Raw genomic sequence first — 26,431 nt, forward strand, 5'->3', positions numbered from 1 at the left:
AGAGGGGAGTCGGCCAACTCCCCTCCTCCTGTTTAAAATCAATAACTTACCTTAAGGCCGTATCATATCAATATGCGCCAACCCATGGTCATCATACTCCTCACTCACCTGCTCAAACCCCAACTCCCCATAAAATTTCAACAAATAACTCTGCGCACTGATCTTCACCGGCACCTTCCCAAACCGCTCCGCTATCACCTCCAGCGTCCGCCTCATCAACTCCTTACCTGCACCCTGCCCACGTAGCTCCTTCGCCGTTAGCACCCTGCCAAACGCCGCCTCCTCATACTTATCCCCCGGACCAAATATCCGGGTATACGCCACCACTTTCCCACTTTCATCTACCCCAAACAAATGCAAGGCCTTCTGGTCATAATCATCCAGATCCTCCGCCATACAATTCTGCTCAACGATAAATACATTGAACCGAACCTGCATAATCGCATACAATTCTTTATTCGTTAATTCCTCAAAAGATTTAGTAAACCATTGTATCATAACAACAAATTTAGCAGCTTGCCCTCAGCTAACAAGGACCTTTTTTTCAAATACTCACTCCCTTAATCCTTATTACCTCTACCACCCGTACATCAATTAAAAAAACACCCCATCCCCACACAGCTGCCATAAACAACACTCCCCACACCCCACAACCAGCACAGGCAAATTTAAATCTGTCCCCAACCTCCCACCAAACAAAACCAAATTTCTACCAATAACACCTTATCTTTGACCAGCCTTGTCAGAGAAAAGTATACCTATAGCTGATACAATGCACCGGTTCATACACCTGACATCCCTTCGTACCCCCGTGGCCACGAAGACCCAAAAGGCAGGAAAAAGGGGAGGACTTTAAAATATAAATGCTACCTGTTTGTGTTCGTAAATGGATTTTTTAACCCAACCCCGGCTCCACCATATTAATTTTTAAAATATATTTTAACATACCTTTATATCTTAAACCAGCATATCCACATGCATCCCAAAAGAAACATTGCCATACTTACTGGTATTTTCTGTCTGTTATTGTCATGTTTTTCCGCTTGCAAACAATCCAGAAAAGCGATGAACCCTGCCCTGGCGAAATACATCGATGCCTATACCGCCGGTGTGATTTCCAAACAAAGCACCATCAGGGTACAGCTCACCAGTAACGTAAACGTCACCCACACCCAAAACGAGCCTGTCAGCGAAGAACTTTTCGATTTCAGCCCCTCCATCAAAGGGAAAGCCTTTTGGGTGGATGCCACCACCATCGAGTTTCGCCCGGATGCCAATCTGACTCCCGGCAAAACCTATACCGCCACTTTCAAACTCGGTAAAGTCCTGAAAGTCGAAAAAGAACTTCGCTCCTTCGACTTCGAATTCCGTATCATGAACCCATCGTACGAAATCGAAGACTATGGACTCAAATCAGCCAGCACCACCTCCCGCGAAAAAATGGTCTATACCGGCGCGATCGTGACTGCTGATGCCGAAGATCCTCAACAGATCGAAAAGATCGTAACCGCGAAAGCCGGCAGCAAATCATTCCCTATCAAATGGGAACATAACGCCGCCGAAAGAACATCGAAATTCACCATCGAAAACATTACCCGCGGTACCGATGGCTACAACATAGACCTCGCCTGGGACGGCGCACCTATCAAAGTAGAAACCGCCGGCAAAAAACAAATCGAAGTCCCCGCCATCGGCGAATTCAAAGTCCTCGATGTGAAAGCAATCGTTGACCCGGAACAATATGTACTCGTACAATTCTCCGACCCTATCAGCATTGCCCAGAACCTCGATGGCCTCATCGGCATCAGCGGTATCAGCGACCTGCGCTATACCATCGAAGGCAGTGAAGTAAAAGTATTTGCACCTAAACGCCTGGAAGGTAACTTCTCCGTTGTCATCAACGAAGGCATCCTCAATTCCTTTGACGACAAACTGCTGCAAAGCTTCTCCGCCAACATCAATTTCGAAAATATCCAGCCTTCCGTATCCATCCCCGGCAAAGGGGTCATCCTACCGGAAAGCAATAAACTGGTGTTCCCCTTCGAAGCCGTGAACCTCAGCGCCGTAGATGTGACCATCATCAAGATCTACGAAAACAACATTCCGCAATACCTGCAAAGGAATGACCTGAACGGTACCCAGGACCTGCGCCGCGTAGGCCGCCCGGTGGTTGAAAAAACCATTCGCCTCGATACCGACAAGTCACTCAACCTCCATAAACGTAACCGATTCTACCTGGACCTGGACAAACTACTCCGTACCGAACCAGGCGCGATCTACCGCGTTACCATCGGCTTCCGCAAAGCCTACTCCCTCATGGGTTGTGCTGCTAAAGAAGACGATACCAAAAAATCTGAAGAACAGTCTGAAGAAGACTACTACAGTGACAGCTACGGCGAAAAGATCGATGAAGACGATGACTTCTGGTCCCGCTACGATAGCTACTATCCATACGGCTATAACTGGGAGACCCGCGATGATGCCTGCTCCAACTCTTATTATAACAAAGACAAATGGGCATCCCGCAACGTATTCTCCTCCAATATCGGCCTCACCGCCAAGAGAGGTAATGACAACAGTATGCTCATTGCCGTTACCGACATCCGCGATACCAAACCGCTGATGGGCGTGGAACTGGAACTACTCGACTACCAGAACCAGGTGATCTTCAAAACCAAAAGCGATGGCGATGGTCTCGCCACCTTCGACCTGAAACGCCGGCCTTACCTGCTGATTGCTAAAAAAGGTGATGAAAGAGGCTACCTGAAACTGGATGACGGCAACTCCCTGCCCCTGAGCCGCTTCGATGTAAAAGGTGAAGAAGTACAAAGCGGTATCAAAGGCTTCCTCTACGGCGAACGTGGTGTATGGCGGCCAGGTGATACCCTCTACCTGACCTTCATCCTGGAAGATAAACAACAGAAACTGCCAGCCGATCACCCGGTAACCTTAGAACTGTACAACCCGAAAGGCCAGCTGTACAAACGCATCAACTCACTGCAATCCGTAAATGGCTTCTACAACTTTATCACCGCTACCAACCCTGACGACATTACAGGTAACTGGACAGCGAAAGTAAAAGTGGGCGGTGCCCTCTTTACTAAAAATCTTCGCATCGAAACTGTAAAGCCAAACAGGCTGAAAGTAAAACTGGACTTCGGGTCAAGAACAACCCTGTCTAAAGACGATGCCTCCGATGGTACCCTGAGTGCCCAATGGCTCTTCGGCGCTACCGCCCAACACCTGAAAGCGAAAGTAGATGTGTCTCTCACACAGCAAACTACCAGCTTTAAAAACTTCGCTAATTACACCTTCGATGACCCCGTTACCCACTTTGACGCTGAAGACAAAACCATCTTCGAAAGCGCCCTGAGTGAAAATGGTACCGCTCCCGTGAAAGTAAATCTGCCTCTGGGCAAACTTGCGCCGGGCCAGCTGAAGGCTAACTTCGAAATAAAAGTATTTGAGCCAGGTGGCGATTTCAGTATCGACCACTTCTCCATGCCCTACAATCCATTCTCTACCTATGCCGGTATCCGCATGCCCGAAGGCGATCGTACCACAGGCATGCTGCTCACCGACCAACCTCATGCTATCAGCATCGTAAATGTAGATAACAACGGCAACCTGGTACGTGGCTCCAGCAACGTACAGGTAGAACTCTACAAAGTTCGCTGGCGCTGGTGGTGGGATGAAGATGGGGAAGATGAGTTTACCAACTTCACACAGGATAGCTATAACCAACTGCTGAAGAAAGAAACCATCGCCCTGAATAATGGTAAAGGTACCTGGAACCTGCAGATCAACTCTCCTGACTGGGGCCGTTACCTCGTAAGGGTAAAAGACCTGAAGAGCGGCCATACCACCGGTCAAGCTGTATACATCGACTACCCGGGCTGGTATGAAAGAGTGCAGAAAGAAAATCCTTCTGAAGCATCCATGCTCGTATTCACCTCTGATAAGAGTAAATATAATGTAGGCGAAGACATCAACCTCACTATTCCAAGCAGCGAAGGTGGCCGCGGTCTCATCAGCATTGAATCAGGCAGTAAGGTGCTGAAGTCCTTCTGGGTGAACACCAAAAAAGGGCAGACTACCTTCAGCTTCAAGGCCGACAAATCCATGGCCCCTAATATATACGTCAACGTGAGTCTGCTACAGCCACATGCACAAACTGTAAACGACCTGCCGATTCGTATGTACGGCATTATCCCACTCACCATCGAAGATGCCAACACCATCTTAAGTCCGGTGATCTCCATGGCCGACAAACTGGAGCCTGAACAAAAAGCCAGCATCACCGTATCCGAAGCCAAAGGTAAATCCATGACCTACACCATCGCCATCGTTGATGAAGGACTGCTGGATCTGACACGCTTCAAAACCCCTGATCCTCATAGCGCCTTCTATGCAAGAGAAGCACTGGGTGTAAAAACCTGGGATATCTTCGACTTTGTAATCGGTGCTTATGGTGGTGATATGGAACGCATTCTCAGCATTGGTGGTGACGAAGGACTGAACAGGAATGCCGGTGCTGCAAAAGCAAACCGCTTTAAACCTGTCGTATTATATATGGGCCCATTCACCCTGAAAGGCGGTGAGAAGAAAACACATGAATTTAAACTACCTCCATACATCGGTTCCGTGAAAGCAATGGTTGTAGCAGGCCAGGATGGTGCTTATGGCACTGCTGAAAAAACTGTAGCCGTGAAGAAACCATTGATGCTGCTCACTTCATTGCCGCGTGTATTAGGCCCTTCTGAAACCATACAATTGCCGGTAACCGTATTCGGCCTGGAAAACAATATCAAATCTGCGAAAGTAACACTCGCTACCAGCTCCCTGCTGGAAGTAGTCGGCGAAAACACCAAAACAGTAACTTTCAATCAGCCAGGTGAACAACTGGTATACTTCGATGTGAAAGTGAAAGCTGCCGTAGGTGTAGCCAAAGTAAAAGTAACCGCTACCAGCGGTGCTGCGAAAGCAGAAGAACAAACGGAACTGGAAGTGCGCAATCCGAATCCGGTGATCACGACTGTGCAGGATGCAACTGTAGCGGGCGGCCAAAACTGGAGTGCTGATTACAAACCAGCAGGTATGGCAGGTACCAATACCGGTGTGTTGGAAATCTCTACCGTGCCGCCAATGAACCTGGCAAAACGCCTGAACTACCTGGTACAATATCCACATGGTTGTGTTGAACAAACAACTTCTGCCGCCTTCCCTCAACTGGTGCTGAACCAACTGGTGGACCTGAAGAGCAGTGAAGCTGCCAATGCTGATCATAACATCAAAGCAGCGATCAACAGACTGAAAGGCTTCCAGACTTCCGATGGAGGTCTGGCTTACTGGCCGGGCAATGCAGATGCTGATGAATGGGGTACTAACTATGCTGGTCACTTCCTGCTCGAAGCACAGGCCAGGGGCTATGAACTGCCTGCCAGCATGCTGGATCAATGGAAGAAGTACCAACGTAACAAAGCTGCTTCCTGGACTCCCCGCAGCACTAACTTCTATGGTGGAGACCTGATACAGGCTTATCGCCTGTACCTGCTGGCACTTGCAAAAGTACCTGAGCTGGGAGCAATGAACAGACTGAAAGAATTCACATACCTCTCTGATGCAGCGAAATGGAGACTGGCAGCAGCTTACAAACTCGCCGGTCAACCTGAAGTAGCCGCTTCACTGGTGAGAGGCCTGCCAACAAGTGTGAAAGCATATAAGCAATTAGGTGGCACCTTTGGCTCTGATACCCGCGATAAGGCCATGATCCTGGAAACGCTCACCATCCTGGGTCAGAATGCCCGTGCAAATGAACTGGTGAAAGAACTGGCTGCCGATATGTCGAAAGATGATTACTACAGTACACAGACCACCGCATATACTTTGATTGCAATCGCGAAATACTGTGGTACAAATAAGAGCGGAGCGAAAGCTATTTTCACTTACAAGCTGAATGGTAAAGCGACAAGCATCAACGCCACTTCCTATATCACACAAATTCCTGTTGCGACCAATGCAGGTGGTAATGTAAGCGTACAGAATACAGGTGCCAATATCCTCTATGCAAGACTGATCCTGCAGGGTCGTCCGGATGCAGGACAGGAGCCTACTGTGCCTAATAATCCTGAAGTGCTGGGCATCGCTGTCACCTACAGCACCCGCGATGGTCATCCGCTGGATGTAACGAACCTGCGCCAGGGTACAGACTTTATGGCCACTGTGAAGATTACAAATCCGGGTAAGCGCGGATATTATGAGCAGATGGCATTGACACAGATCTTCCCGAGTGGATGGGAGGTGATCAATACCAGGCTGATGGAAAGTGATAGTGCATTCCATAATTCACCATTTACATATATGGATGTACGTGATGACAGGGTGTATACTTATTTCAATCTTGAAGAGAATAAAACACATACTTACAATGTGTTGCTGAATGCAGCTTACTTAGGGCACTATTACCTGCCTGCAGTGAATTGTGAGGCGATGTATGATCATACCATACAGGCCTTTCTGCCGGGTAAATGGGTGGATATTTCAACTAAGTAAACAATTCTTACCTATTTTTGCGAGACCTCGCTTCTGCTGCGGCGGAAGCGAGGTTTTTTCTGAAAACAATGCTATGTGGTTGCGTAAAAGAAAATGGTGGCTGATTGCTGCTGCCACCTTATTGATAATTTATATCTTTTGTCTCCCCTCCCGTTTATTTACGGCCCCAACCTCCTTTGTCATAGAAGACAATAACGGCAGACTACTCAGCGCTACCATTGCCAGCGATGGCCAATGGCGTTTCCCGGTTGACAAACCTGTTCCCGATAAATTTGCCAAATGCATTATTGCTTACGAAGACAAACGTTTTAAGTACCACTGGGGGGTGGATCCTATTGCCCTGGCACGTGCTATAAAACAAAACTTACAACACCGGTCCGTGATCAGCGGAGGTAGCACCCTCTCTATGCAGGTCATCCGGCTCTCGCGCAATAAACCCCGTACCATCTTTCAAAAGATGATTGAAGCCCTGCTGGCTACACGTCTTGAATTCTCCTATTCTAAAAAGAGCATCTTACAACTATATGCAGGCAATGCCCCTTTCGGTGGAAACGTAGTGGGCCTGGAAGCCGCATCCTGGCGCTATTATGGCCGTAGTGCAGAACAATTGTCATGGGGAGAAACAGCTGCACTCGCAGTGTTGCCAAACAGCCCTGCTTTAGTACATCCCGGGCGTAACAGGCAAATCTTACTCACCAAAAGAAACCAGCTTTTAAACAGGCTCTGGAAGAATAAAACTATTGACAGCGTCACCTGTGCACTCTCTAAATTAGAGCCTTTGCCAGATCAGCCACAGGCATTACCACAGGATGCACCTCACTTATTAGACCGGTTCCGGAAAGATTACCGCTCCGGCACTACCCGCATCAAAACCACCCTGGAAGGAGATCTACAAAGGAATGTAGCCAACATCGTTGAGCGCTACCACAACATTTACAAATCGAATGGTATCAACAACGCAGCTGCCATCGTACTAGATGTAGAGACAGGAAATACACTGGCATATGTAGGCAACATCTATCATCCCGAAGATGCAGAAATGGAAAGCCACGTGGATATCATCCAGAGTCCACGCAGTCCGGGGAGTACATTGAAGCCGGTGTTGTATGCAGCCATGATGACAGACGGCATGCTCCTACCACATAGTCTAGTCCCTGACATTCCAACACAGATAGCAGGCTACACGCCGCAGAATTTTGACCTGGGTTATGATGGCGCAGTGCCCGCCAGCAGGGCGCTGGCAAGGTCACTGAATATTCCTGCAGTGCGCATGTTACAGCAATATCGCTACGAACGTTTTCATGCATTGCTGAAGAAAATGGGAATCACTACCCTGAAGCAACCCGCAGATCACTATGGTTTATCCCTGATCTTAGGTGGTGGGGAAACCAACCTCTGGGAGATGTCAGGCATGTATGCAAGCATGGCCCGTACCATATTGCACCTGGATCAATATAATGGGAAGTATGATGCAGATGATATACATGCCCCTAACTATATTCATGACTTCAGAAGACCTTCTGAACATTCACCTGCTGATTATGGGGTGCTGGATGCAGGTGCCATCTGGTATACTTTTCAGGCCATGGAAGAAGTGATGAGACCCGGTGAAGAAATGCTCTGGCAACAGTTTTCTTCTTCTCAAAGAATAGCCTGGAAAACAGGTACCAGCTTTGGCTTCAGAGATGGCTGGGCCATAGGTGTAACGCCACAATATGTAGTAGGTGTATGGGTAGGTAATGCCGATGGGGAAGGCAGACCAGGTTTATTGGGTGTAGCGACAGCAGCCCCCGTAATGTTCGACATCTTCAGGTTGTTGCATACCAGCGGCTGGTTTACCACACCTTACAGTAAGCTGAGGAAGATAGAAGTATGTAAGCAGAGTGGATACAGGGCCGGCGATCTCTGTCCTGACAAGGATTCGCTGTGGGTACCGGTGAGTGGATTGCGCTCAGGTATCTGCCCCTATCACCAGTTAATACACCTGGATCATACAGGGCAATACCGTGTTACGGCGAACTGTGAATCTCCCTCACTCATGCAGCATGTACCCTGGTTTGTATTGCCACCGGCTATGGAGTTTTACTATCGTACCAAACATAACTACGCCGCATTACCTCCTTATCGGCCTGATTGTATCGCCACTTTATCAGCAGATAAACCAACGATGGAAGTGATTTACCCAAGACCGAATGCACGTATCTATGTACCGATAGAAATAGATGGCACGCCGGGAGAAGCGGTGTTTACAGCCACGCACAGGGATACGAAAGCAAAAATCTTCTGGCACCTGGATAATAACTTTATGGGTACGACAGAAGAGTTTCATCAAATGCCTATGCACCCGGCACCGGGCAAACATATGTTGACACTGGTAGATGAAACAGGAGCAGAAATCCATGTACCATTTGAGATCCTGGCGAAAGAAAAAGAAAAGTAAAATTCATTGTTAATCTAATACCTATATTAATGAAATCACATTACATGGTTGTTGCCCTTGTGATCTGTTTGTTTGCCTGTAAGAAGGAGGACAAAACCGTCACAGTAACAGAAACGGTGCATGACACTATTTACAATCCTATTCCTATTGACAATGCTGTAAACCCGGATGATCTGAGTGCCGGCATCACAGTCGGGTACGGCAGCAGGGTAGCCGATGCGACATTCCCGGCAGCAAGCGCAGACGGGCCTGTAATAGATACCTCTTACCGCCGGTTATATAAGGTGGTAGAAGGCAATTACCTGGTGATCTATCCACCCAATCTTTCCGGGAATGTAGCCGGTTATTATGTGCAAATTGCAGGGGCTACTTCTTATTTCAAGATAGATTACACAAAGGAAAAAGGCCTGCGTAACACAGCAGGGGCACGCAACTATGGCGATGCCACCGGTTATGTTGATTCCACCATCGTTATTAAAATGCCCATCGAAATCAAGGGCAATAGGTTCAATTTAATATATGCCGCATACGATCCACAGAACAGGGTAAGCCTGCCCATTACAGCGAATGTGACGGTGATGCCACAGGGAAGTGCAGCATTCAATGATTCACTCAGTGGTACCTGGTCTTATGCCTCATTCAGATCTTACGGCGATGGCTATAATAACGAGGTCTGGGCACAGGATACGCTGAAGTCTTATTCTCAGAAATATTACACCTGTAATAACGGGAAGCTGGTAGAATCAAGTGCTAAGACGGAACTCAGTCTTACATATTACGGATTCGTGGAGCATAGGTACCTTACATTTAGCAGGTACAACTATTCAATAAAAAGTAATAGCGCTTACAGAACGCTCGACCTGGTTAATTCTTCCTGTACCAGTTATACATACACCTATATACCGTCTTATGATGCTTCAGAAACAGGGTCGATCTCATACGACCCCAGCATCCACAGGCTCACGATGATCACTGAAAACAGTTCAAATACAGCTCTCAGCTATATCTCTTACGATGTAATAGCATTAACTGAACACCAGCTCATACTGGCATATAATAGATATGATGACAATAGCGATGCCCAGTACACCTACCAGTATGAATACACTAAATAATTAAATTCTTATGCAGAAATTTATCATACCCGCAGTGTTAGCCTGCTTCACAGGTTTATTCGCCTGTACAAAAGAAGGTACCACCACAACAGTTACAAATATTATACGCGATACAACCCTCATTAATACCATTGTACCCGGTGTTGTCAATGCAGATACACTCTCAGCCGGTATCAAAGTAGGCTACGGCTCCCGTATAACAGGGGAGTTCCCAACTGCATCCGCGGATGCCGCAGCACCTACACTGGATACGCTTTACAACAAGGTGTACAAGGTGATAAAAAGCCGTTACCTGGTGATCTATCCGCCTGTTACCTCAGGCCATATTGCAGGTTATTATGTGCAGATTGCAGGGGCAAAATCTTATTTCAAAATAGATTATACCCAGGCATACAATCTGAGAAAAGCGCAGCAGGCGAATGCACGTGGTGAGGTATCAGGTTATTACGATTCTACGATCGTATTTAAATTACCTGCTATAATCAGTGGCGATACATTTTATGTAAAGTATGCAGCTTATGATAGCCTGAATCGTGTAAGCAAACCTGTTACTGCACAGGCCCTGATCTTACCGGAAGGGAATGATCAGTTTACTGATTCATTAGTTGGCAGCTGGCGATATGCAGGCAATTTTAATTTATATTCAAATGGCACTACTTCCCACGATGGTTTTAATCTGGATACGGCGACTGCTACGAAAAACGGGTACTATTCCTGTACGAACAACAAGCTGAAGCAGATGGATGGAGGCGCTTATTACCTGCCTGCCACATATTATGTATACCGCGAAATTTATAAGATCGAAAAATATGGATGGTCCAGTAATTATCAAAATATCTACAAGGACCTGAACCTGGATAGCTCTTCCTGCAGCAACTATGTATACAACCTGGCATCCGTTGCAGAAAGTGGTTTGAGAGGTATGGGAGGCTATTCATATGACCCGGTTAGCAAAAGACTGACCATGGTGCATGAAGAGTCCAATAAATCCAATACCTCACTGGCATATGAAACATTTTATTTAAATGAGCTGACGAATACACGTATGGTGATTTCAGGAATGGTCAGTGATGGAGATACGGATGACGGTACCTATTACAGGTTATATATTAAACAATAAAACAGATCGCCGGTTCAGATGAACCGGCGATCTTATTAATAGCCATATTTTTCTTTCCACAAGCTTCTCAGGTGCTTCCTCAATTCATCTTCTCTGGGGTTCTTACCCGGATCATACAGCTTCATACCTTTGATCTGTTCCGGCAGGTATTCCTGCGGAGAAAAGTTGCCTTCATAGTCATGAGAGTATTCATATCCTTTGTTATACCCCATGTCCTTCATCATCTTCGTCGGCGCATTCCTGATATTCATCGGCACCGGCAGATCCCCTGTTTTATTCACGACTGACAAGGCATTGTTGATCGCCATGTAAGAAGCATTACTTTTCGCAGACGAAGCGAGATAAGTAGTACACTGCGATAAGATAATCCTTGCTTCCGGATACCCAATCATCGTCACCGCCTGAAAACAACTGGTGGCTAATAATAATGCATTGGGATTCGCATTGCCAATATCTTCAGATGCAGATATGAGAAGTCTCCTTGCGATGAACTTTACATCCTCACCTCCTTCAATCATCCTGGCGAGGTAATAGACTGCTGCGTTCGGGTCACTGCCCCTGATAGATTTAATAAATGCGGAGATGATATCGTAGTGTTGTTCGCCGGACTTATCGTAGATAGCTACCCGTTGTTGTGCAATGTCCATCACCTTCTGATCTGTGATTACGATGGGCGACTCCTGTTGCAGGGTATTCACCACCAGTTCAAATAGGTTCAGCAATTTACGGGCATCTCCACCTGATATATTAAACAGTGCACGTGTTTCTTTCAGTTCAATCTTCCTGCTGCCTAACCATTCATCCTTTTCCATGGCCTGCTGCAGGAGCTGTAGCAGCTGTTCTTCACCCAATGGTTTGAGTACATATACCTGGCTTCTGCTCAGCAAGGCCGCATTCACTTCAAAGCTGGGATTTTCGGTAGTGGCACCGATCAGGGTAATGATTCCTTTTTCCACAGCACCTAAGAGGGCATCCTGCTGACTTTTATTGAACCGATGAATTTCATCGATGAACAATACGGCATATCCCTGCCGGCGGGCAATCTCGATGACTTCCCGAACTTCTTTTACACCGGCAGCAATGGCGCTGAGGGTATAAAAGGGCACTTCCAGGGTATGAGCAATGATGTTGGCAATGGTCGTCTTACCTACACCGGGTGGGCCCCACAGGATCATGGAGGGAATTTTACCCTGCTGTATGGCTTTGCGTAAAATGCTATCTTTTCCGGTCAGGTGTTCCTGTCCCACCAGCTCATCCAGTGTCTGAGGCCGTAACCGCTCTGCTAATGGTTCCATATAAAAGATCTTAAGGGATTAAAATAAAGGCTCCTTATCCTGCCTGTTCTTCCATTCTTTCAGGAAGGTGTAAGAGAGCGTTACATTCGTTACAATTACCGCTCCAACGATGATGAAGAAAATGGCCATAGGTTTCAGCATCGCTGTCATGGCAGACTGCTGATCGGCCGGAAATTGTTTTATCACCTCTTCCAGGGGCCCCAGGTTACCGGTTTTGAGCATCATAAACAGGGATAAGCCAGACAGCGCCATATATCCACCTACAAAGATGCAGATACCACCTATGATCCGAATACCACCTGGTGTGCTTTCTTTTAATACCATATTACTATCTAACAGTGCTTTTTGCAAATGGAGTGATAATATAGCATGAATTAAAATAGCCCCTAAAAAGATTCCCAATGAGAGCACCTGCAGGCTACCCGTGGTAAACAACATGATAACGAGTGCCATGAGGAAGAAAGTCGAGAACATGATGTTAATCGCAGTGAGTCCTCTGAATAATTTAAACTTAAAAGTCATTGATCTCCGGTTTATCGAGGTACAAACCTACTAAATCTTCCCTTTTAGCAAGATAAAAACCGCCGTCTGTAAAAATCCGTTGCTTTCACAATCCTTGATTTAGCTATCTTTAAATACTAAACCTGTTTAATTTATGAAGAGCATTTACGCTTTACAACTATCGTTGTTGGCTGCCATCTCAATCTCATGGTCTGCATGCAACAACAGCACTACAACAGAGCAGGCGGGGACACCTAAGGACACATTAAAAATTCCCGCGTTTGACGTGAGTTCCATTGACAGTACTGTAAACCCCTGCGAAGATTTCGACCAGTACGTAAATGGCAATTGGAAGAAAAATAATCCCGTTCCTTCTACAGAAAGCCGTTGGGGCGCTTTCAATGTTCTTGATAAACAGAACAAAGAAGTAAGACTGAAAGGTATTATCCTGGATCTGGCCAGCAAAAAAGACCTGAAAAAAGGTACTGAAGAGCAACAGATTGCTGATTTCTACCGCTCCTTCTATGATACTGCAACCATCGAAAAACTGGGTATTACGCCATTACAGCCTTACCTCGATAAGATTAATGCCATCCAAACCCTGGATGACTGGACCAAAGTATCCGGTGAACTCCAGAACCTGGGTATCAGCACAATCGCTGGTTTCTACATTGGCGCTGACTCACGTAACAGCAAGATGAATGCTGTATATGAGAACCAGGGCGGCCTCAGCCTCGGCGAAAGAAGCTATTACGACAGAACAGACAGCGCTACCAAAGCGGTACGTGATGAATTCGTAAAGCATGTGGATAAGCAATTCGCACAGGCAGGTTTCAAAGATGTACATCCAGGTCAGACTATCCTGGACTTTGAAACAAAACTGGCAAAACTGCAACTGACCAATGTTCAGCTGCGTGATCCGGTAGCTACTTACAATAAAGTGGCTTTTGCCGAACTGAAAAAACTGGCTCCTGAGTTTAACTGGGAAGGTTATGCTGATGTACAGCAGGTGAAAACCGATACCATCATCCTGGAAAACAAGGCGTATGTTACCAATTCAGCTAAACTGGTGAAAGCAACTCCGCTGGAAACCCTGAAGACCTATGCACGCTGGCAGACCCTGTCTCACTTTGCAGGTTACCTGCCTAAGGCATTTGACCAGGAGAACTTCCATTTCTTTGCAACCGTAATGCTGGGTACCAAAGCACAAAAACCCCGTCTGGAGCGCTCTATCCGTGTGACCGACGCGACTATGGGCTATCCGCTGGGTAAACTGTTTGTAAAACAGTATTTCCCTGAAAGCTCCAAGCAGAAGGTATCAGAAATGATCGAAAATGTACGTGCAGTATATGGCGAAAGAATTGACAGCCTGAAATGGATGAGTCCTGCGACCAAAGAAATGGCGCACAAAAAGCTGAAATCATTTACATACAAGATCGGTTATCCTGACAAATGGAAGGATTATTCCAGCATCGATGTGAAGCCTGGTACCCTGATCGAAAATGTTGTGTCAGCTATCAACTACAAACACAAGGAAGAAATCGATAAGATCGGTAAGCCTGTAGATAAGTCAGAGTGGGAAATGACCCCTCAGACAGTGAATGCTTACTACAATCCGTTGAACAACGAGGTTGTATTCCCCGCTGGTATTCTCCAACCTCCTTTCTTCAATGCGGATGCGGACGATGCGATCAACTATGGTGGTATCATTGCGGTAATCGGGCATGAATTTACCCATGGCTTTGATGATCAGGGTTCACAATTTGATGCAGCAGGGAACCTGGTTAACTGGTGGACACCTGAAGATCGTAAGAACTTCATGACATTGGCGAACAGGTATATCCGTTATTTCAACGGTATCGAAGTATTACCTGGTTTCCATATCAATGGTGCACTGACTATCGGTGAGAACATTGCGGATCTGGGTGGTCTGACACTGGCTTACCATGCACTGGAGAAATCCCTGAAGGGTAAACCGGCACCTGCGAAGATTGATGGCTTTACCTGGCAGCAACGTTTCTTCCTGGGTTGGGCACAGGTATGGCATGGCAACAGTACAGAAGCTGCACTGCGCAACCAGATTCAGAAAGATCCACACTCTCCGGCTAGCAGCCGTATTGATGGCCCGCTGGCACACCTGAAAGAATTTAACGATGCGTTTGGGTGCACTAGTGGTAAAATGGTACTGGCAGATACTGCGAGAGTAGTCATCTGGTAAGATAATTTAGATTCGGGGTCTGCCGCGACAAGGGTTAAAATCCAGCAGCAGGACATTCATTGCTGAAACCCGGATTCGATTTTTTCAGAACGCTTTTGTCTTCGGACAAAAGCGTTTTGATTTTATGGGGCAGGTCAATACATTTTTTATGTAAATTTGTGTATCCTTTCACCAGATGTAAAAAAGTTCGATATGACAGGCATTATCAGACAATACCGCACGGAATTACGCAACATCTTCATCTTAGCATTGATTCTACTCGCTGTACCTTACCTTCCCGCTTTTGCTGGTCTGGCATTGACTGCCAAGGGTTTAATTTTCTCAGCTGCCATCATGGGGAGTTTTGTACTGGCCATGGTTGTGAAGCTTTACTTCCGCATTTTAGTGTTGCGCATTACCAAAGAAAACTAACATTTGATGAAAAAGACGCTTTACATAGTATTCGCCACGTTAGCAGCAGGTGCCTTTGCGGCCTGTAATCAACATTCCACAGAGAAGGCTGCCGCAAAGGCAGACTCTGCGATGAGTTCTGTCACTCAGCCAGCTGGGGATACGACAGCTTTACAGCCAATAGCAGGAAAAATGGGAGATCCGGTATGTGGCATGCCTTATGATACTATGTTCCATGAATTTAGCGTTTATAAGAATGATACGGTGCATTTTTGTTCTCCAACCTGTAAGCGGGTATTCGATAAGAATCCGGAGAAATTTGCAGCTAAACTGGGTCTGTAAGAAACCAAAGTATATCATCTAGTATAGCAACGTTGGGAATTATTTCCGGCGGAGTGAGATGTCATAAAGCCCCTTTTGAAGATCATGGGAGTGAACTCCCTTGAGGTACATAAGCATTTTTGAGCATAACGCACTGATTGTCAATCAGGCTTTAACATTTCCGAATCGACCAACCGCCTTTTTTCGTCTCCAACCTGATGTAACTTCTTATAGTATTTCGCGTTCTAATTGATCATACAAATACGTGCGCATGAGATCTATATTTACGTGGCTGCTGCTCCTCATGTTAATCTGCAGCTGTGAGAAAAATGATACGGAGGCAACGCCTTCAGTAGATGTGACCGGTTCCTGGGAACTGGCCGCCAGTATGAAACTGCCGGATACTACCTGGCAGGCGGTAAGTGCTGCGGATTCCGCGACGTATTCTTTTGATGGGAACGGAGAGGTGGTTTACTCGACAAAGGCATGGAGGACAAAGGGGAGTTATAAGGTGATCGCGGATGGGAGCAAGGTGAAGTTGATAATTAGTACCGATTCATTGTCTCAGTACCTGGAGGTGGAGAAGACGAGTGATAGTACGATACGGGTGGATGATTGGCTGAAGGCGGTGAATAAGGGATATACGAGTAAGCGGTTTGTAAGAGTAGATTAATTAATGCGGGAGAGTATAAAATAATTGAGGGCTTCATTTGCAATGAGGCTCTTTCTTTTTTAAGAAGAGTTATTTTTGAGGCATTCAGCTAATGTATTTTTTTAGGGCTTTCTTATTTTGCATTCAGCTACTCCCGGATTTTTAAAAGAAACATCCCGGGATAATTCCCGGGACGGTCAGTTAAACAGCTTATGAAAATCTACGCTTACGTTCAGATTATTAACCTGAAGTTCGGCAGTTAATATTATGACAGTGTTACCGGAGGATTACCAACGTATTAACAATTAGTTGTAGCGACATATATGAGATTTGACAAGGTTTCACCAACAGCCGCCCTTGCTCCTTATATTAAGTATTACGTGATCGCTGAGAATGCACAGGCTGAGCAGTATACAGTATTTCCTTCTACAAGCCTGGTGATAGGGTTCCAGTATAGCGGATCTTTGGCGCAGGTGAAAGATGCTTTTGTGAGCCCCTTATCCATTTCCGGTATTACCGGACTTTCCAATTCCTTTAAAGTATTCAGAAATTCTCCTGATATCGGGACAGTGTTAGTTTATTTCACTGAGACGGGCCTGATACATTTTACGGCGAATCCGGCGCATGAGCTGTTTAACCAGAGTGTGGGGATTGATTACATCTTTCCTTTAGCGAAGGTAAGGGAGGCGGAGGAAAGGCTTGCTTTGGCGGCTAATGATGCCGAGCGGGTGGCGGTGATGGATCGGTTCTTCTTGTCATTGCTGAAGGAGGTAGTGCTCGACAGATTGATAGTGGAAGCGGTGAGAAGGATCTATGCGGCGAAGGGGGTGATTAAGATCAAGGCCTTGCAGGAAGAACTGTTTATTAGTCAAAGTCCGTTTGAAAAGCGGTTTAGGAGCCTGGTGGGTACATCGCCGAAGAAGTTTGCATCGATAGTACGGTTTAATGCGGTGATGGGGGATTTGGGGAAGGCGCGGTCATTGACAGAATTGTGCTATGAGTATGGGTATTTTGACCAGGCACATTTCATAAAAGATTTTAAGCAGTTTACAGGGAAAACACCGGAGGGGTTTAAATAAACGATTTTTTACAATCTGGATTTTTAGGTGAAGAGGATCTTTGTATAAAACTGATAACAATGTTTACAATTCAGGAGATTCAAAACGCGCATGCGAAGGTAAAATCAGGAGCTGATTTTCCGGGGTATATAAAGGATTTGAAGGGGCTGGGTGTGCTAAGGTATGAGACCTATGTATCAGATGGACATACGAAGTATTATGGTGAGAATGGGAGGACGGTTATTTCTGAAGAAAAGTATGATTTTTTGGAGGTGAAAAGAGTGAGTAGTTTGGAGGAGTTCAGGAGGGGATTGAAGGAGCATCAGGAGGGGAAGAGTGATTATATGGGATTTTGCAGGATGTGTGCTGGGAGTGGGGTGGAGAAGTGGGTAGTGAGTATGGGGGAGATGAAGTGTGTATATTTTGATGTGGATGGGGAGGTGATGGTGGAGGAGAGGATACCGGATTAAAGAAATTGATTTTTTTTTGTATAAATTAAAAAACCAGGTGCCTGGAACACCTGGCTTTGTGAGCAGTTTAGAAAAAAATTTTCCAAAGTGCTATTAGTTTTAAGCCGAATTCGACCAATTTGGTGAGACCGTCCAGGATAACTAAAAACCGGGACGGTTTTTTTATTTCATTCATATTCCTCCTACAAAAAAAAGGGCGTATCTCACGATACGCCCTTCGACTTTTACATACTTTATCTAACTAGAAACTATATCTCAAACCTAACTGCATCTGATGTCTGCTCGCAAAGAAATCCTTTGAATACGGAGTACCAGGATTAGTCCAGGTATACACCGGATTCGTAGTCGCAGAACCCGCAGTAGCAGTCTTCAAACCTACACTCGCCGTTGAGTTAAATGTATTCGGTGAGAAGTACTGAACACCCCAATTCTTATTAATCAAATTCGTCACATTCACGATATCATAAGTAAGCGTGAGTGTATGCAATGTCTTTCCACTCTTGAAATTGAAATCCTGTGTGAAACGGAAATCAGCTGAAGTATTCCAGGGTGTACGACCACCATTACGCTCTGTAAACTCACCCTTACGTGTCTTCAGGTATTTATTTCCTTCTACATAAGCCCAGAACGCATCTGCCTGGCTCTCATTAGCTGCTGTAAAGAAGGAACGTGCTTCCGTCTGATCCTTTGGAATATACACCAGGCTTACCTGCTGTGGCGTACCTTGGATTGTGCTGTTCACAAAACCATATGTGAAAGGAACACCAGAAGATGTATTGAAGAACACTGCGAAGTTAGCTACCCAACGATTCTGCTTAGTCCAGTCAACCTTGTAAGAAGCTGTTGCCACTACACGATGACGAATATCAAAGTTAGAATAAGCCAGACCAGGATTGTTAGGATTCAGTGCCTGGTTCAGCTGCCAGTTAGACTCCATAGAGTTACGGATACCATTGGTGATATCTTTAGACTGACCATAGGTATACGCTACACTTGCATTCAGACCAAACTTCCATGTTTTGCTTGCCTGACCAGTGATGCTGTAACGGTAACCTTTGTTTGTATTAGATAACAGGTAAGCATTGGTATATTTAGAGTTGATCTTCGCACCAGTGTAAATAGGCTGCTGGTGTTTAGTATCATATGGCATGTAGTAAGGATTATCTACCAGGTTTACCTGCTGGAATTTCAGATCCTTGATAGTCTTGGTATAAATACCTTCTACAGTAAAGCGCCATTGGTTCTGTGTAGAATAATCCAGCGCTAAGCTGCTTCTCCACATAGACGGCATCTTAAAGTTGTTATCGATCATATCTACCTGTGTAGCACCAGATGCATCATGTACATCTACGCCTTGTTTAGATACAAACTGTGCAGCACCCTGGCTGTTTACATTTACAGGATTAGAACCGGCAGCAGGAGCATCAGCAGCGCTTGTATAACCAAACTTCTTATCATATGCACCATAAGTTACACCGTTGTTGTAGTAAGCATAACCTAACCATGCGAAAGGAATACGACCGGTGAAGATACCAGTACCACCACGCAATACCAGGCTCTGGTCGCCATTGATGTCGAAGTTGAAACCTAAGCGTGGAGAGATCTGTACATTATTCAGGTACTTGTTCTTAATATCGCTTGGTTTAGTATATGTATAAGTAGTACCGTAGTTTGCGTCAGTTGGAGCGCCTGTAGTTTTAGCACTCAGTGGCTGCTTGTCAGGCAGGCTGGTATAGTCTAAACGCACACCAGGAGTCAGTTTGAAACGATCAGTCACCTGGATCTCATCCTGTGCATACAGGGAGTACAGGTTGATCTTGAAGGCTGCCGGTGGGTGAGACATGATATAATCACGGCTATTGTCAGTGTAGTTGAAGTTACCACGTACACGGCTAGGCTGGTCAGCCAGGAAAGAAGCAATACTGCCGTAGTCAACACGACCGTTCCAGGAGTTTACGAAACCATAAGTGATGTTGTAAAACTCGTTGTGTGTACCGATGTTGATGTTATGTCTACCTTTGAAGATATTCACGTTGTCAGTGAATTCAAAGGTCTTTTGTTTCATGTTGAAGATGGCAGCTTCACGGTCAGTACCCAGGAAGATAGTACCACCATTGCTCGCAATCTGGATCTGAGGCAGTGAAGGATCAGACAGTGGATCACGATAGTCATGAATGCTGGAATAACCCAGGATCAGGCTGTTGGATACCGTGTTGTTGAAATGGCTTTTTAATTCAGCAACAGTAGATGTCTGGTTGTTGGTCTGCTTGTAGTCAATACCGCTGAAACGGAAGTTCTGCTGGTCACGCTCCAGGTTAGTAGCCTCAGAGAGGATGGTATTGTTACGGATAGACAGCTGATGCTTATCGTTGATATTCCAGTCTAAACGGTTAAAGAACTTAGTAGAGTTGGAATAGATATTATAGTTACCGTAAGTACCGGAATTGTATTTACCAGTCTTATCCACGTCCAGTGCTGCCATGTGATCAGCGATTTGTTTTGCCTGATCAGCAGTCAGCAATGTCATGTCAGAGGAACCTGCAGCGAGGATCACCGGATCCTGGCGACGGGTGATTTCTTCGTTGGTAAAGAAGAATAATTTGTCTTTGATGATTGGGAAACCTACACGAACACCTGTCTGATATTCATGGAAGCTGGAAGGTTCTTTAGAACCATCACCTGCATTGTTCTTACCAATCATAGATGCATTACGACCGAAAGCATAAACGGAAGCATGTACTTCGTTTGTACCACTACGTGTTACAGCATTGATACTACCACCGAGGAAGTTACCAATCTTCACATCGTAAGGAGCCAGGTATACCTGGATATCCTGAACGGCATCCAGAGAAACCGGGTTAGTACGGGTAGAGCTACCAGGCTGTCCGGAGCTGTTAGTCTGACCACCCAGTGAAGGGCTAAAGCCAATCGCATCGTTATTGATAGCACCATCCAGGGTTACGTTGTTATAACGGAAGTTAGAACCAAGGAAGGAGTTGTTATTACTTTGTGGAGTACCACGGGTGAAGTCCTGGAAGCTACGGTTCAGAGAAGGCAATGTTTTCAACGCATTCTGACCTACACGGAAACCACCTGGTTTACCAGTGTTATTGCCCTTTACAACTACTTCGCTCAGTGCAGTAGATTCATCCTGCAGCTGGAAGTTGAAAGTTACGCTACCCAGTGATAAGTTAATATCATTTCTTTCTTCCTTCTTAAATCCAATGAAAGTAACGGTGATGGTATAAGGACCACCAGGATTCAGGTTGTTGATCAGGAAACGGCCTTCTGCGTTGGTTTGTCCACCGTATTTAGTACCGGTACCCGTGTTTACAGCAAGTACAGTTACACCAGGCAAAGCTTCACCTTTTGCGCTTACGACCTTACCAGTAAGTGTGGATGTAGTAATCTGCGCCTCTACGTTGGTTGCAAGTACAAGGATGCTAAAAAGAAAAATTAGTGAAGAGTAAATCTTATTCACGTCTGTTAAATTTGACGCAAACGTATTTCGACAACATTACGCGTGTGTTAACACAATATTAAATTAATGTTAACGAGCGCATGTAGCACTATGTACCAACGACTTACGAATGTAATCGATGATAATCTATGAAAAATAAATCAAAAAAAGGTGTGAATGGCAAGCCATCACATAGGTGCGGATAAAAAGAATTGTCAGTTCGCAATAGGTTATTCTCTTAGTTCGCAATATGTTCAAAAATACAGGGTCAATGTTAAGGCATTGTTACCCTAATATTAACTTTATCTCTGATAACTGTTAAAATTTTCATAAGACAAAAGGGCCATGGATGCGGGATACAAAACAAAACTGCTAAAAAACAAAAAGCACTTTAGCATTATGCCAAAGCGCTTTTTGTATATCTGAATAAAATAGCTATTAATAAACTGTTTTTTCTGCACCAGCAGTAGTCCAGGTTTTAGTCCAGTCATTAGTACCATCAAATGCACCAATGTAGGTAGTTGCTGTAAAACCGGTAGTCAGCTTAGTGAAATCCGCACCACTCAGCGCAGGTGAACCTGTTTTTAGCAGGAAGCTGGGTGTACCAACGTTTGTAGAAGAAACACCAGCAGAGAACTGATAAGGATTATCCAGCAATACTTCGGTAGCAGTTGGCAGGATAGTCGTGTTGGTGGCACCCCACCATGCTGCATATGCAGTAGCATCGGCAGTAGCCCACTCACTCTTGGTGGCAGCCTGGGTGCTGCCAGCGATGATATTATGAGAGAATACCAGCAGACCTTCAGCAGCATTAGCAGAAGTTTTGTGAGATACTACTTTGCTATCATCCAGGTAGAAACCGTAAGGGAAACCAATGATCAGGGAGTTGTACAGGCTCATCGCAGAGTTACGACGGATCTGAACACCGTTCTGATAGTTTGCGTTTACAGAACCGGTACCACCAGGACCTACGATGGTCATGTTAGAGAATACAGCTTTCGTCTGTGGAGCATTGGTAGAACCAGTAGCATCGTTATCAGACTCAAAACCATTGGAACCGGATTGGTCAGCAATAGTTCTGTAACGCTGAGAAAGACCAAACTGCACACGGCCGGAGAAACCATTGTCAGTATCGAAGTCGTCATCCCATGAATAAGTGGCGATCAGGTGATCACAGTTTACAGTACCACCGAACCATTCGAAAGCATCGTCACCGGAACGGTAAACCTGTACATAGCTGATAGTAGTACCACTACCAACACCGCCCATAGTCAGACCGTTGATTTCGTTATCTGGAGAGTAAGCAACACCCGCGAACTCGATACGTACATATTTCAGTGTACCAGAGTTGTCAGCAGCATCGGTACCACCGTAATAAATATAAGTTTTCTCGTTACCACCGTTGGTTGGAGTCAGACCACCTTCGATCTTGGCTTCGCCACCAGCAGCATTTACAGGAGCTTTACCCAGCAGGATAATACCACCCCAGTCACCTTCTCTACGTGAACCTGCAGCTTGTGCGGAAGTGAATACAATTGGTTTGTCTACAGTACCGGTTGCATTAATTTTACCACCACGGGTTACGATCAGTGTACCATTAGTCACCTTGTCACCAGTGATCACAGTACCTGGCTCGATCGTCAGGGTAGCGCCGCTCATTACATATACAAACCCTTTCAGGAAGTACTTTTTGCTGGCAGATAATGTTGTGTTAGTGGTGATATCACCAGACAGTGTAACGTACGTAGAATCAGTAGTAGGTTGAGTTGTAGTATTATCATCTTTACTACAAGAGGTCATTGCCCCAATTGATGCCACTACCAGCAAGCCTAAAAGATACCTTTTCATGGATTGTCGAATTGAATTTAGGTTCAGAAAAAATTAATCTACTTTGATAAATGATATGTAAAAGTCAATGTGAATGAGGTGCCAGGGCGGTACTGCTGTAACAGGTAGTCTTCGCCGGAATTGATACTTCCTTTTTTGAATACAGGATGATCAAATTTGTTGTTACCGTTCTGATCGTAGTAGAACTGGTAACGTGCATTTAACAGGTCTTTGATGTTCAGGCGGAATCCACTGCGCTTGCTCACATTCAGGTTAGCCTGAAAATCAAGCAGGTCTCTCGGGCTTTCATAAATGTTACCGAGTCTGCCGGAGCCATCTGCCCCTCCACCTTCACCTACCAGGTACAGACGCTGGCCGATTCTGTTGTACAATAAGTTGAAACTTACCTTATCGTTAGGCAGTGTATAACCAAGGCTTGTATTCACTACATAGTTAGATTGACCGGATAATGGCCTGTCTTTCGCAGTAGTAGTGGTATTGTCAGTTACTACAGATTTAATATAGGCTACGTTCGCATAGAAAGTCACATTGTCCAGGAAGCTATGTGAGGCAAGGAATCCGAGGTTCTTTCTCAGTTCTACTTCCACACCTATGTTAGATGCTTTAGGATAGTTGTAAGGCGTTACATCATACTGGCTCAGACCTGAAGATGTTACCCTGCTTTCTATCGGGTTGTTGAAGTGCTTGTAGAACACAGATCCTGAAACAATCTCACCTGCTGAAGGATAGATCTCATAACGCAGGTCTGCATTATCGATCTGGCTGCGTTTCAGGTTGATATTACCATTGATGAGAGAAGACATCTCATAATCGTAATAAGATAAAGGTGCTATTTCACGCAGTTCAGGTCTGGCAACGGTTCTGTAATAAGAACCGCGCAGATTGGAACGCTCGTTCAGTGCATAGGTAATGTTTGCTGAAGGCAGTACATCCAACCAGTTGTTATCCAGGTTTACAGACGCATTCTGAATGGGTGATTTCAATTTCATATTAAATGATTCTACACGCACCCCCCATACGATACGCAGCTTATCTGAAATACGGTTATCGAGTTGTGCATAACCGGCAGTAGTCAGTGTTGTCGCCCTGTATTCATCAGCTGTAGCAGTGATATCATCCAGCAGGTAATAATCCTGGTCAATTACATCATTGCCAAACAGGGTGTTGATAGGACGTTGTGCCACCTCATTACCGCCATCCTTGATCGCATCCAGTTTCAAACCGATATACCGTGCATGAAAATCCCTGGAACGATACTGGCCTAAAACACCAGCTTTAAAGCTGCTCTTGTTATCCAGGAAGCGGAAAGGATGTGTATAGTTTGCGCTGGCGATATAAATATTTTCATCCAGGTCGGAGAACAGTCTGCTGTTTGCTTTACCAACGGAACCTATATCAGCGATCATTGGACTGGTTACATCGTTGATACCTCTGCCATAAGAAACTTTACGCTGGTCAGGCTGGTTGTTGGTTACTTTGTTGTAAGACAATAACCAGTTGATTTTGCTCTGGCCCTGTCCTACCTGGTGATCACCTTCTACAGAAGTTTTGAACAATGATTTCTGGATCAGGTCAAAGGCATAGTAGTTCACGTATTTGGAGCTACCAATGTTATCACCCGTTCTGTACAGGAAGTTATCATCAAAGATCTTGTTATAGATATTTCTCCAAACCAGTTTGCTTTTGCCAGTAGTGTAACCTACGTTTACTACTGCACCCAGGTTAGAAGAATACTTATAAACATTATCGATATAATCGAAGTTGTCATAGTGTCTTATCATGTCTTTCGCCACCGTCTCATTGTGTGAATAAGTCACACCTGCGATCATACCCAGGCTGCCATGTTTCTTTGTATCCCAGTGATTACCCCAGCTACCCTGGAAGTTGATGGATGGTGCACCGTTTCGTTCTCTTACACGGTAGTCATTGTTCAGGGATTTTTCAGCGGCGCGTGTCTGTTCCAGGCTCAATTGGCCATTTTTGATAGCGGTAGTAGAAGGGAAAGCTGATGGTAGCTGACGACCACCATTGTCAAATCCTAAGATATCGGTGCTTGTCTTGTAACCAGTTTTGAAAGGCTGGAAAGTAGAAACGGTATTGAAGCCGGTACCCAATGAGATATCGAAGAACTGCTGTGCAGGGATTTCTTTGGTCTGTACATTGATCACACCACCTGCAAAGTCACCGGGTAATTCAGGTGTAGCAGATTTGGTGATAACAATGTTATCGATCATATTCGCAGGGATAATATCGAAGGAGAATGCCTTACGGTTCGGCTCTGTACTTGGCAAACTTGCATTGTCCACCAGTGCTACGTTGTAACGATCGCTGAGACCACGTACAATAACGAATTTATTATCCTGGATAGTAGTACCGCTTACACGTTTCAATACTTCGCCAGTGCTGCGGTCCGGTGATTTCTTAATTACATCGGCAGAGATACCGTCTGATACAGCGGCGTTATTTTTCTGCAATGTATATAATGCGTTGATAGTTTCCTGTCTGAAAGAGCCTTTGATGACTACTTCCGCAAGGTTCTTGGAAGTGGGTTCATCCATCACCACGGGCAGGCTGGTAGCATTGCTTCCCTTCACAATCACCTCAGTGACTGCTTTGGTCTGATACCCCATGTATTTGAACTCGATTGTATAAGTACCTGGTGCAATATTTAGTGTATAGTTGCCCGTTACATCAGTCACCGTCCCCTGCGAGGTCCCCTGGATTAACACAGTTACACCAATCAATGGTTCACCTGTCTTCAGGTCGGTTACTTTACCAGTAATTCTTCCATTATCGAAGGCAAAGGATGGCATGACAATGCAAAATAACAGGTATACACACAAGCGTGCGGACTCAAAAAGTTGCTTCACAGTAGAATTGTTCGTTCGTTATATAGATTGATAGTAGGGCAAAAGTAGAGGGGGTATATAACCTCAATGTTAACTGAGGGTTACCTGTATGTTAACAGTTTTACGTAGGTGCGTTATAGGT

The 26,431-nt window shown here is 45.3% G+C and carries 16 protein-coding genes; 10 read left to right on the plus strand and 6 right to left on the minus strand.

Annotated elements, in window-relative coordinates:
- Positions 1 to 51 precede the first annotated feature (51 nt).
- Positions 52 to 498 (minus strand): GNAT family N-acetyltransferase, encoded by a 447-nt coding sequence (locus DXN04_RS06550; RefSeq protein ID WP_116852540.1) that lies wholly within the window; start codon positions 496 to 498, stop codon positions 52 to 54.
- Positions 499 to 1,065: 567 nt separating this feature from the next.
- Between DXN04_RS06550 and DXN04_RS06555 the strand changes: the two genes are divergently transcribed.
- The 4 genes from DXN04_RS06555 (at position 1,066) to DXN04_RS06570 (ending at position 11,227) form a co-directional block, all read left to right on the plus strand.
- Positions 1,066 to 6,552 carry an alpha-2-macroglobulin family protein gene (locus DXN04_RS06555; RefSeq protein WP_233525523.1) on the plus strand — a complete coding sequence of 1,829 codons (5,487 nt, stop codon included), beginning with the start codon at positions 1,066 to 1,068 and terminating at the stop codon, positions 6,550 to 6,552.
- Positions 6,553 to 6,625: 73 nt separating this feature from the next.
- Complete coding sequence (pbpC, locus tag DXN04_RS06560) at positions 6,626 to 8,992, plus strand: penicillin-binding protein 1C (protein ID WP_116852542.1); 2,367 nt, start codon at positions 6,626 to 6,628, stop codon at positions 8,990 to 8,992.
- A 29-nt stretch (positions 8,993 to 9,021) separates the two neighbouring features.
- Positions 9,022 to 10,107: a hypothetical protein gene (locus DXN04_RS06565; RefSeq protein WP_116852543.1), complete on the plus strand. Its 1,086-nt coding sequence runs from the start codon at positions 9,022 to 9,024 to the stop codon at positions 10,105 to 10,107.
- Positions 10,108 to 10,117: 10 nt separating this feature from the next.
- Positions 10,118 to 11,227 carry a hypothetical protein gene (locus tag DXN04_RS06570; RefSeq protein ID WP_116852544.1) on the plus strand — a complete coding sequence of 370 codons (1,110 nt, stop codon included), beginning with the start codon at positions 10,118 to 10,120 and terminating at the stop codon, positions 11,225 to 11,227.
- 35 nt (positions 11,228 to 11,262) lie between these two features.
- Here the strand turns inward: DXN04_RS06570 and DXN04_RS06575 are convergent, their stop codons facing one another.
- Positions 11,263 to 12,522 carry a replication-associated recombination protein A gene (locus DXN04_RS06575; protein ID WP_116852545.1) on the minus strand — a complete coding sequence of 420 codons (1,260 nt, stop codon included), beginning with the start codon at positions 12,520 to 12,522 and terminating at the stop codon, positions 11,263 to 11,265.
- An 18-nt stretch (positions 12,523 to 12,540) separates the two neighbouring features.
- Positions 12,541 to 13,044 (minus strand): hypothetical protein, encoded by a 504-nt coding sequence (locus tag DXN04_RS06580; protein WP_116852546.1) that lies wholly within the window; start codon positions 13,042 to 13,044, stop codon positions 12,541 to 12,543.
- 133 nt (positions 13,045 to 13,177) lie between these two features.
- Between DXN04_RS06580 and DXN04_RS06585 the strand changes: the two genes are divergently transcribed.
- The 6 genes from DXN04_RS06585 (at position 13,178) to DXN04_RS06610 (ending at position 18,132) form a co-directional block, all read left to right on the plus strand.
- The gene (locus DXN04_RS06585) at positions 13,178 to 15,241 is read left to right on the plus strand and encodes a M13 family metallopeptidase (RefSeq protein WP_116852547.1); all 2,064 of its coding nucleotides are present in this window, start codon (positions 13,178 to 13,180) and stop codon (positions 15,239 to 15,241) included.
- Between the two features lie 192 nt (positions 15,242 to 15,433).
- Positions 15,434 to 15,652, plus strand: a complete 219-nt coding sequence (locus tag DXN04_RS06590; RefSeq protein WP_116852548.1) for a hypothetical protein — start codon at positions 15,434 to 15,436, stop codon at positions 15,650 to 15,652.
- 6 nt (positions 15,653 to 15,658) lie between these two features.
- Positions 15,659 to 15,973 carry a YHS domain-containing protein gene (locus DXN04_RS35175; protein ID WP_199414997.1) on the plus strand — a complete coding sequence of 105 codons (315 nt, stop codon included), beginning with the start codon at positions 15,659 to 15,661 and terminating at the stop codon, positions 15,971 to 15,973.
- 250 nt (positions 15,974 to 16,223) lie between these two features.
- A complete protein-coding gene (locus tag DXN04_RS06600) occupies positions 16,224 to 16,625 on the plus strand; it encodes a hypothetical protein (RefSeq protein WP_147319859.1) in 402 nt (133 codons plus the stop codon).
- 302 nt (positions 16,626 to 16,927) lie between these two features.
- Positions 16,928 to 17,683: a helix-turn-helix domain-containing protein gene (locus DXN04_RS06605; protein WP_116852550.1), complete on the plus strand. Its 756-nt coding sequence runs from the start codon at positions 16,928 to 16,930 to the stop codon at positions 17,681 to 17,683.
- A gap of 59 nt (positions 17,684 to 17,742) precedes the next feature.
- Complete coding sequence (locus DXN04_RS06610) at positions 17,743 to 18,132, plus strand: DUF1398 domain-containing protein (RefSeq protein ID WP_116852551.1); 390 nt, start codon at positions 17,743 to 17,745, stop codon at positions 18,130 to 18,132.
- A gap of 241 nt (positions 18,133 to 18,373) precedes the next feature.
- On the opposite strand, the gene DXN04_RS06615 is transcribed toward DXN04_RS06610, so the two are convergent.
- The 3 genes from DXN04_RS06615 to DXN04_RS06625 form a co-directional block, all read right to left on the minus strand.
- Positions 18,374 to 21,613, minus strand: a complete 3,240-nt coding sequence (locus DXN04_RS06615; protein WP_116852552.1) for a TonB-dependent receptor — start codon at positions 21,611 to 21,613, stop codon at positions 18,374 to 18,376.
- A 417-nt stretch (positions 21,614 to 22,030) separates the two neighbouring features.
- Positions 22,031 to 23,440 (minus strand): hypothetical protein, encoded by a 1,410-nt coding sequence (locus DXN04_RS06620; RefSeq protein ID WP_116852553.1) that lies wholly within the window; start codon positions 23,438 to 23,440, stop codon positions 22,031 to 22,033.
- A gap of 38 nt (positions 23,441 to 23,478) precedes the next feature.
- On the minus strand, positions 23,479 to 26,310 hold the full coding sequence (locus tag DXN04_RS06625) for a TonB-dependent receptor (RefSeq protein ID WP_147319860.1): 2,832 nt from the start codon (positions 26,308 to 26,310) through the stop codon (positions 23,479 to 23,481).
- Positions 26,311 to 26,431: the final 121 nt, after the last annotated feature.

The sequence above is a fragment of the Chitinophaga silvisoli genome (assembly GCF_003412465.1).
GTDB lineage: Bacteria > Bacteroidota > Bacteroidia > Chitinophagales > Chitinophagaceae > Chitinophaga > Chitinophaga silvisoli.

Coding starts and splice junctions, on each gene's coding strand:
- DXN04_RS06585 (WP_116852547.1), top strand. CDS start 13,178: ATGAAGAGCATTTACGCTTTACAACTATCGTTGTTGGCTGCCATCTCA.
- DXN04_RS06575 (WP_116852545.1), bottom strand. CDS start 12,522: ATGGAACCATTAGCAGAGCGGTTACGGCCTCAGACACTGGATGAGCTG.
- DXN04_RS06590 (WP_116852548.1), top strand. CDS start 15,434: ATGACAGGCATTATCAGACAATACCGCACGGAATTACGCAACATCTTC.
- DXN04_RS06555 (WP_233525523.1), top strand. CDS start 1,066: ATGAACCCTGCCCTGGCGAAATACATCGATGCCTATACCGCCGGTGTG.
- DXN04_RS06580 (WP_116852546.1), bottom strand. CDS start 13,044: ATGACTTTTAAGTTTAAATTATTCAGAGGACTCACTGCGATTAACATC.
- DXN04_RS06620 (WP_116852553.1), bottom strand. CDS start 23,440: ATGAAAAGGTATCTTTTAGGCTTGCTGGTAGTGGCATCAATTGGGGCA.
- DXN04_RS06570 (WP_116852544.1), top strand. CDS start 10,118: ATGCAGAAATTTATCATACCCGCAGTGTTAGCCTGCTTCACAGGTTTA.
- DXN04_RS06600 (WP_147319859.1), top strand. CDS start 16,224: ATGAGATCTATATTTACGTGGCTGCTGCTCCTCATGTTAATCTGCAGC.
- DXN04_RS06610 (WP_116852551.1), top strand. CDS start 17,743: ATGTTTACAATTCAGGAGATTCAAAACGCGCATGCGAAGGTAAAATCA.
- DXN04_RS06565 (WP_116852543.1), top strand. CDS start 9,022: ATGAAATCACATTACATGGTTGTTGCCCTTGTGATCTGTTTGTTTGCC.
- DXN04_RS35175 (WP_199414997.1), top strand. CDS start 15,659: ATGAAAAAGACGCTTTACATAGTATTCGCCACGTTAGCAGCAGGTGCC.
- pbpC (WP_116852542.1), top strand. CDS start 6,626: ATGTGGTTGCGTAAAAGAAAATGGTGGCTGATTGCTGCTGCCACCTTA.
- DXN04_RS06550 (WP_116852540.1), bottom strand. CDS start 498: ATGATACAATGGTTTACTAAATCTTTTGAGGAATTAACGAATAAAGAA.
- DXN04_RS06605 (WP_116852550.1), top strand. CDS start 16,928: ATGAGATTTGACAAGGTTTCACCAACAGCCGCCCTTGCTCCTTATATT.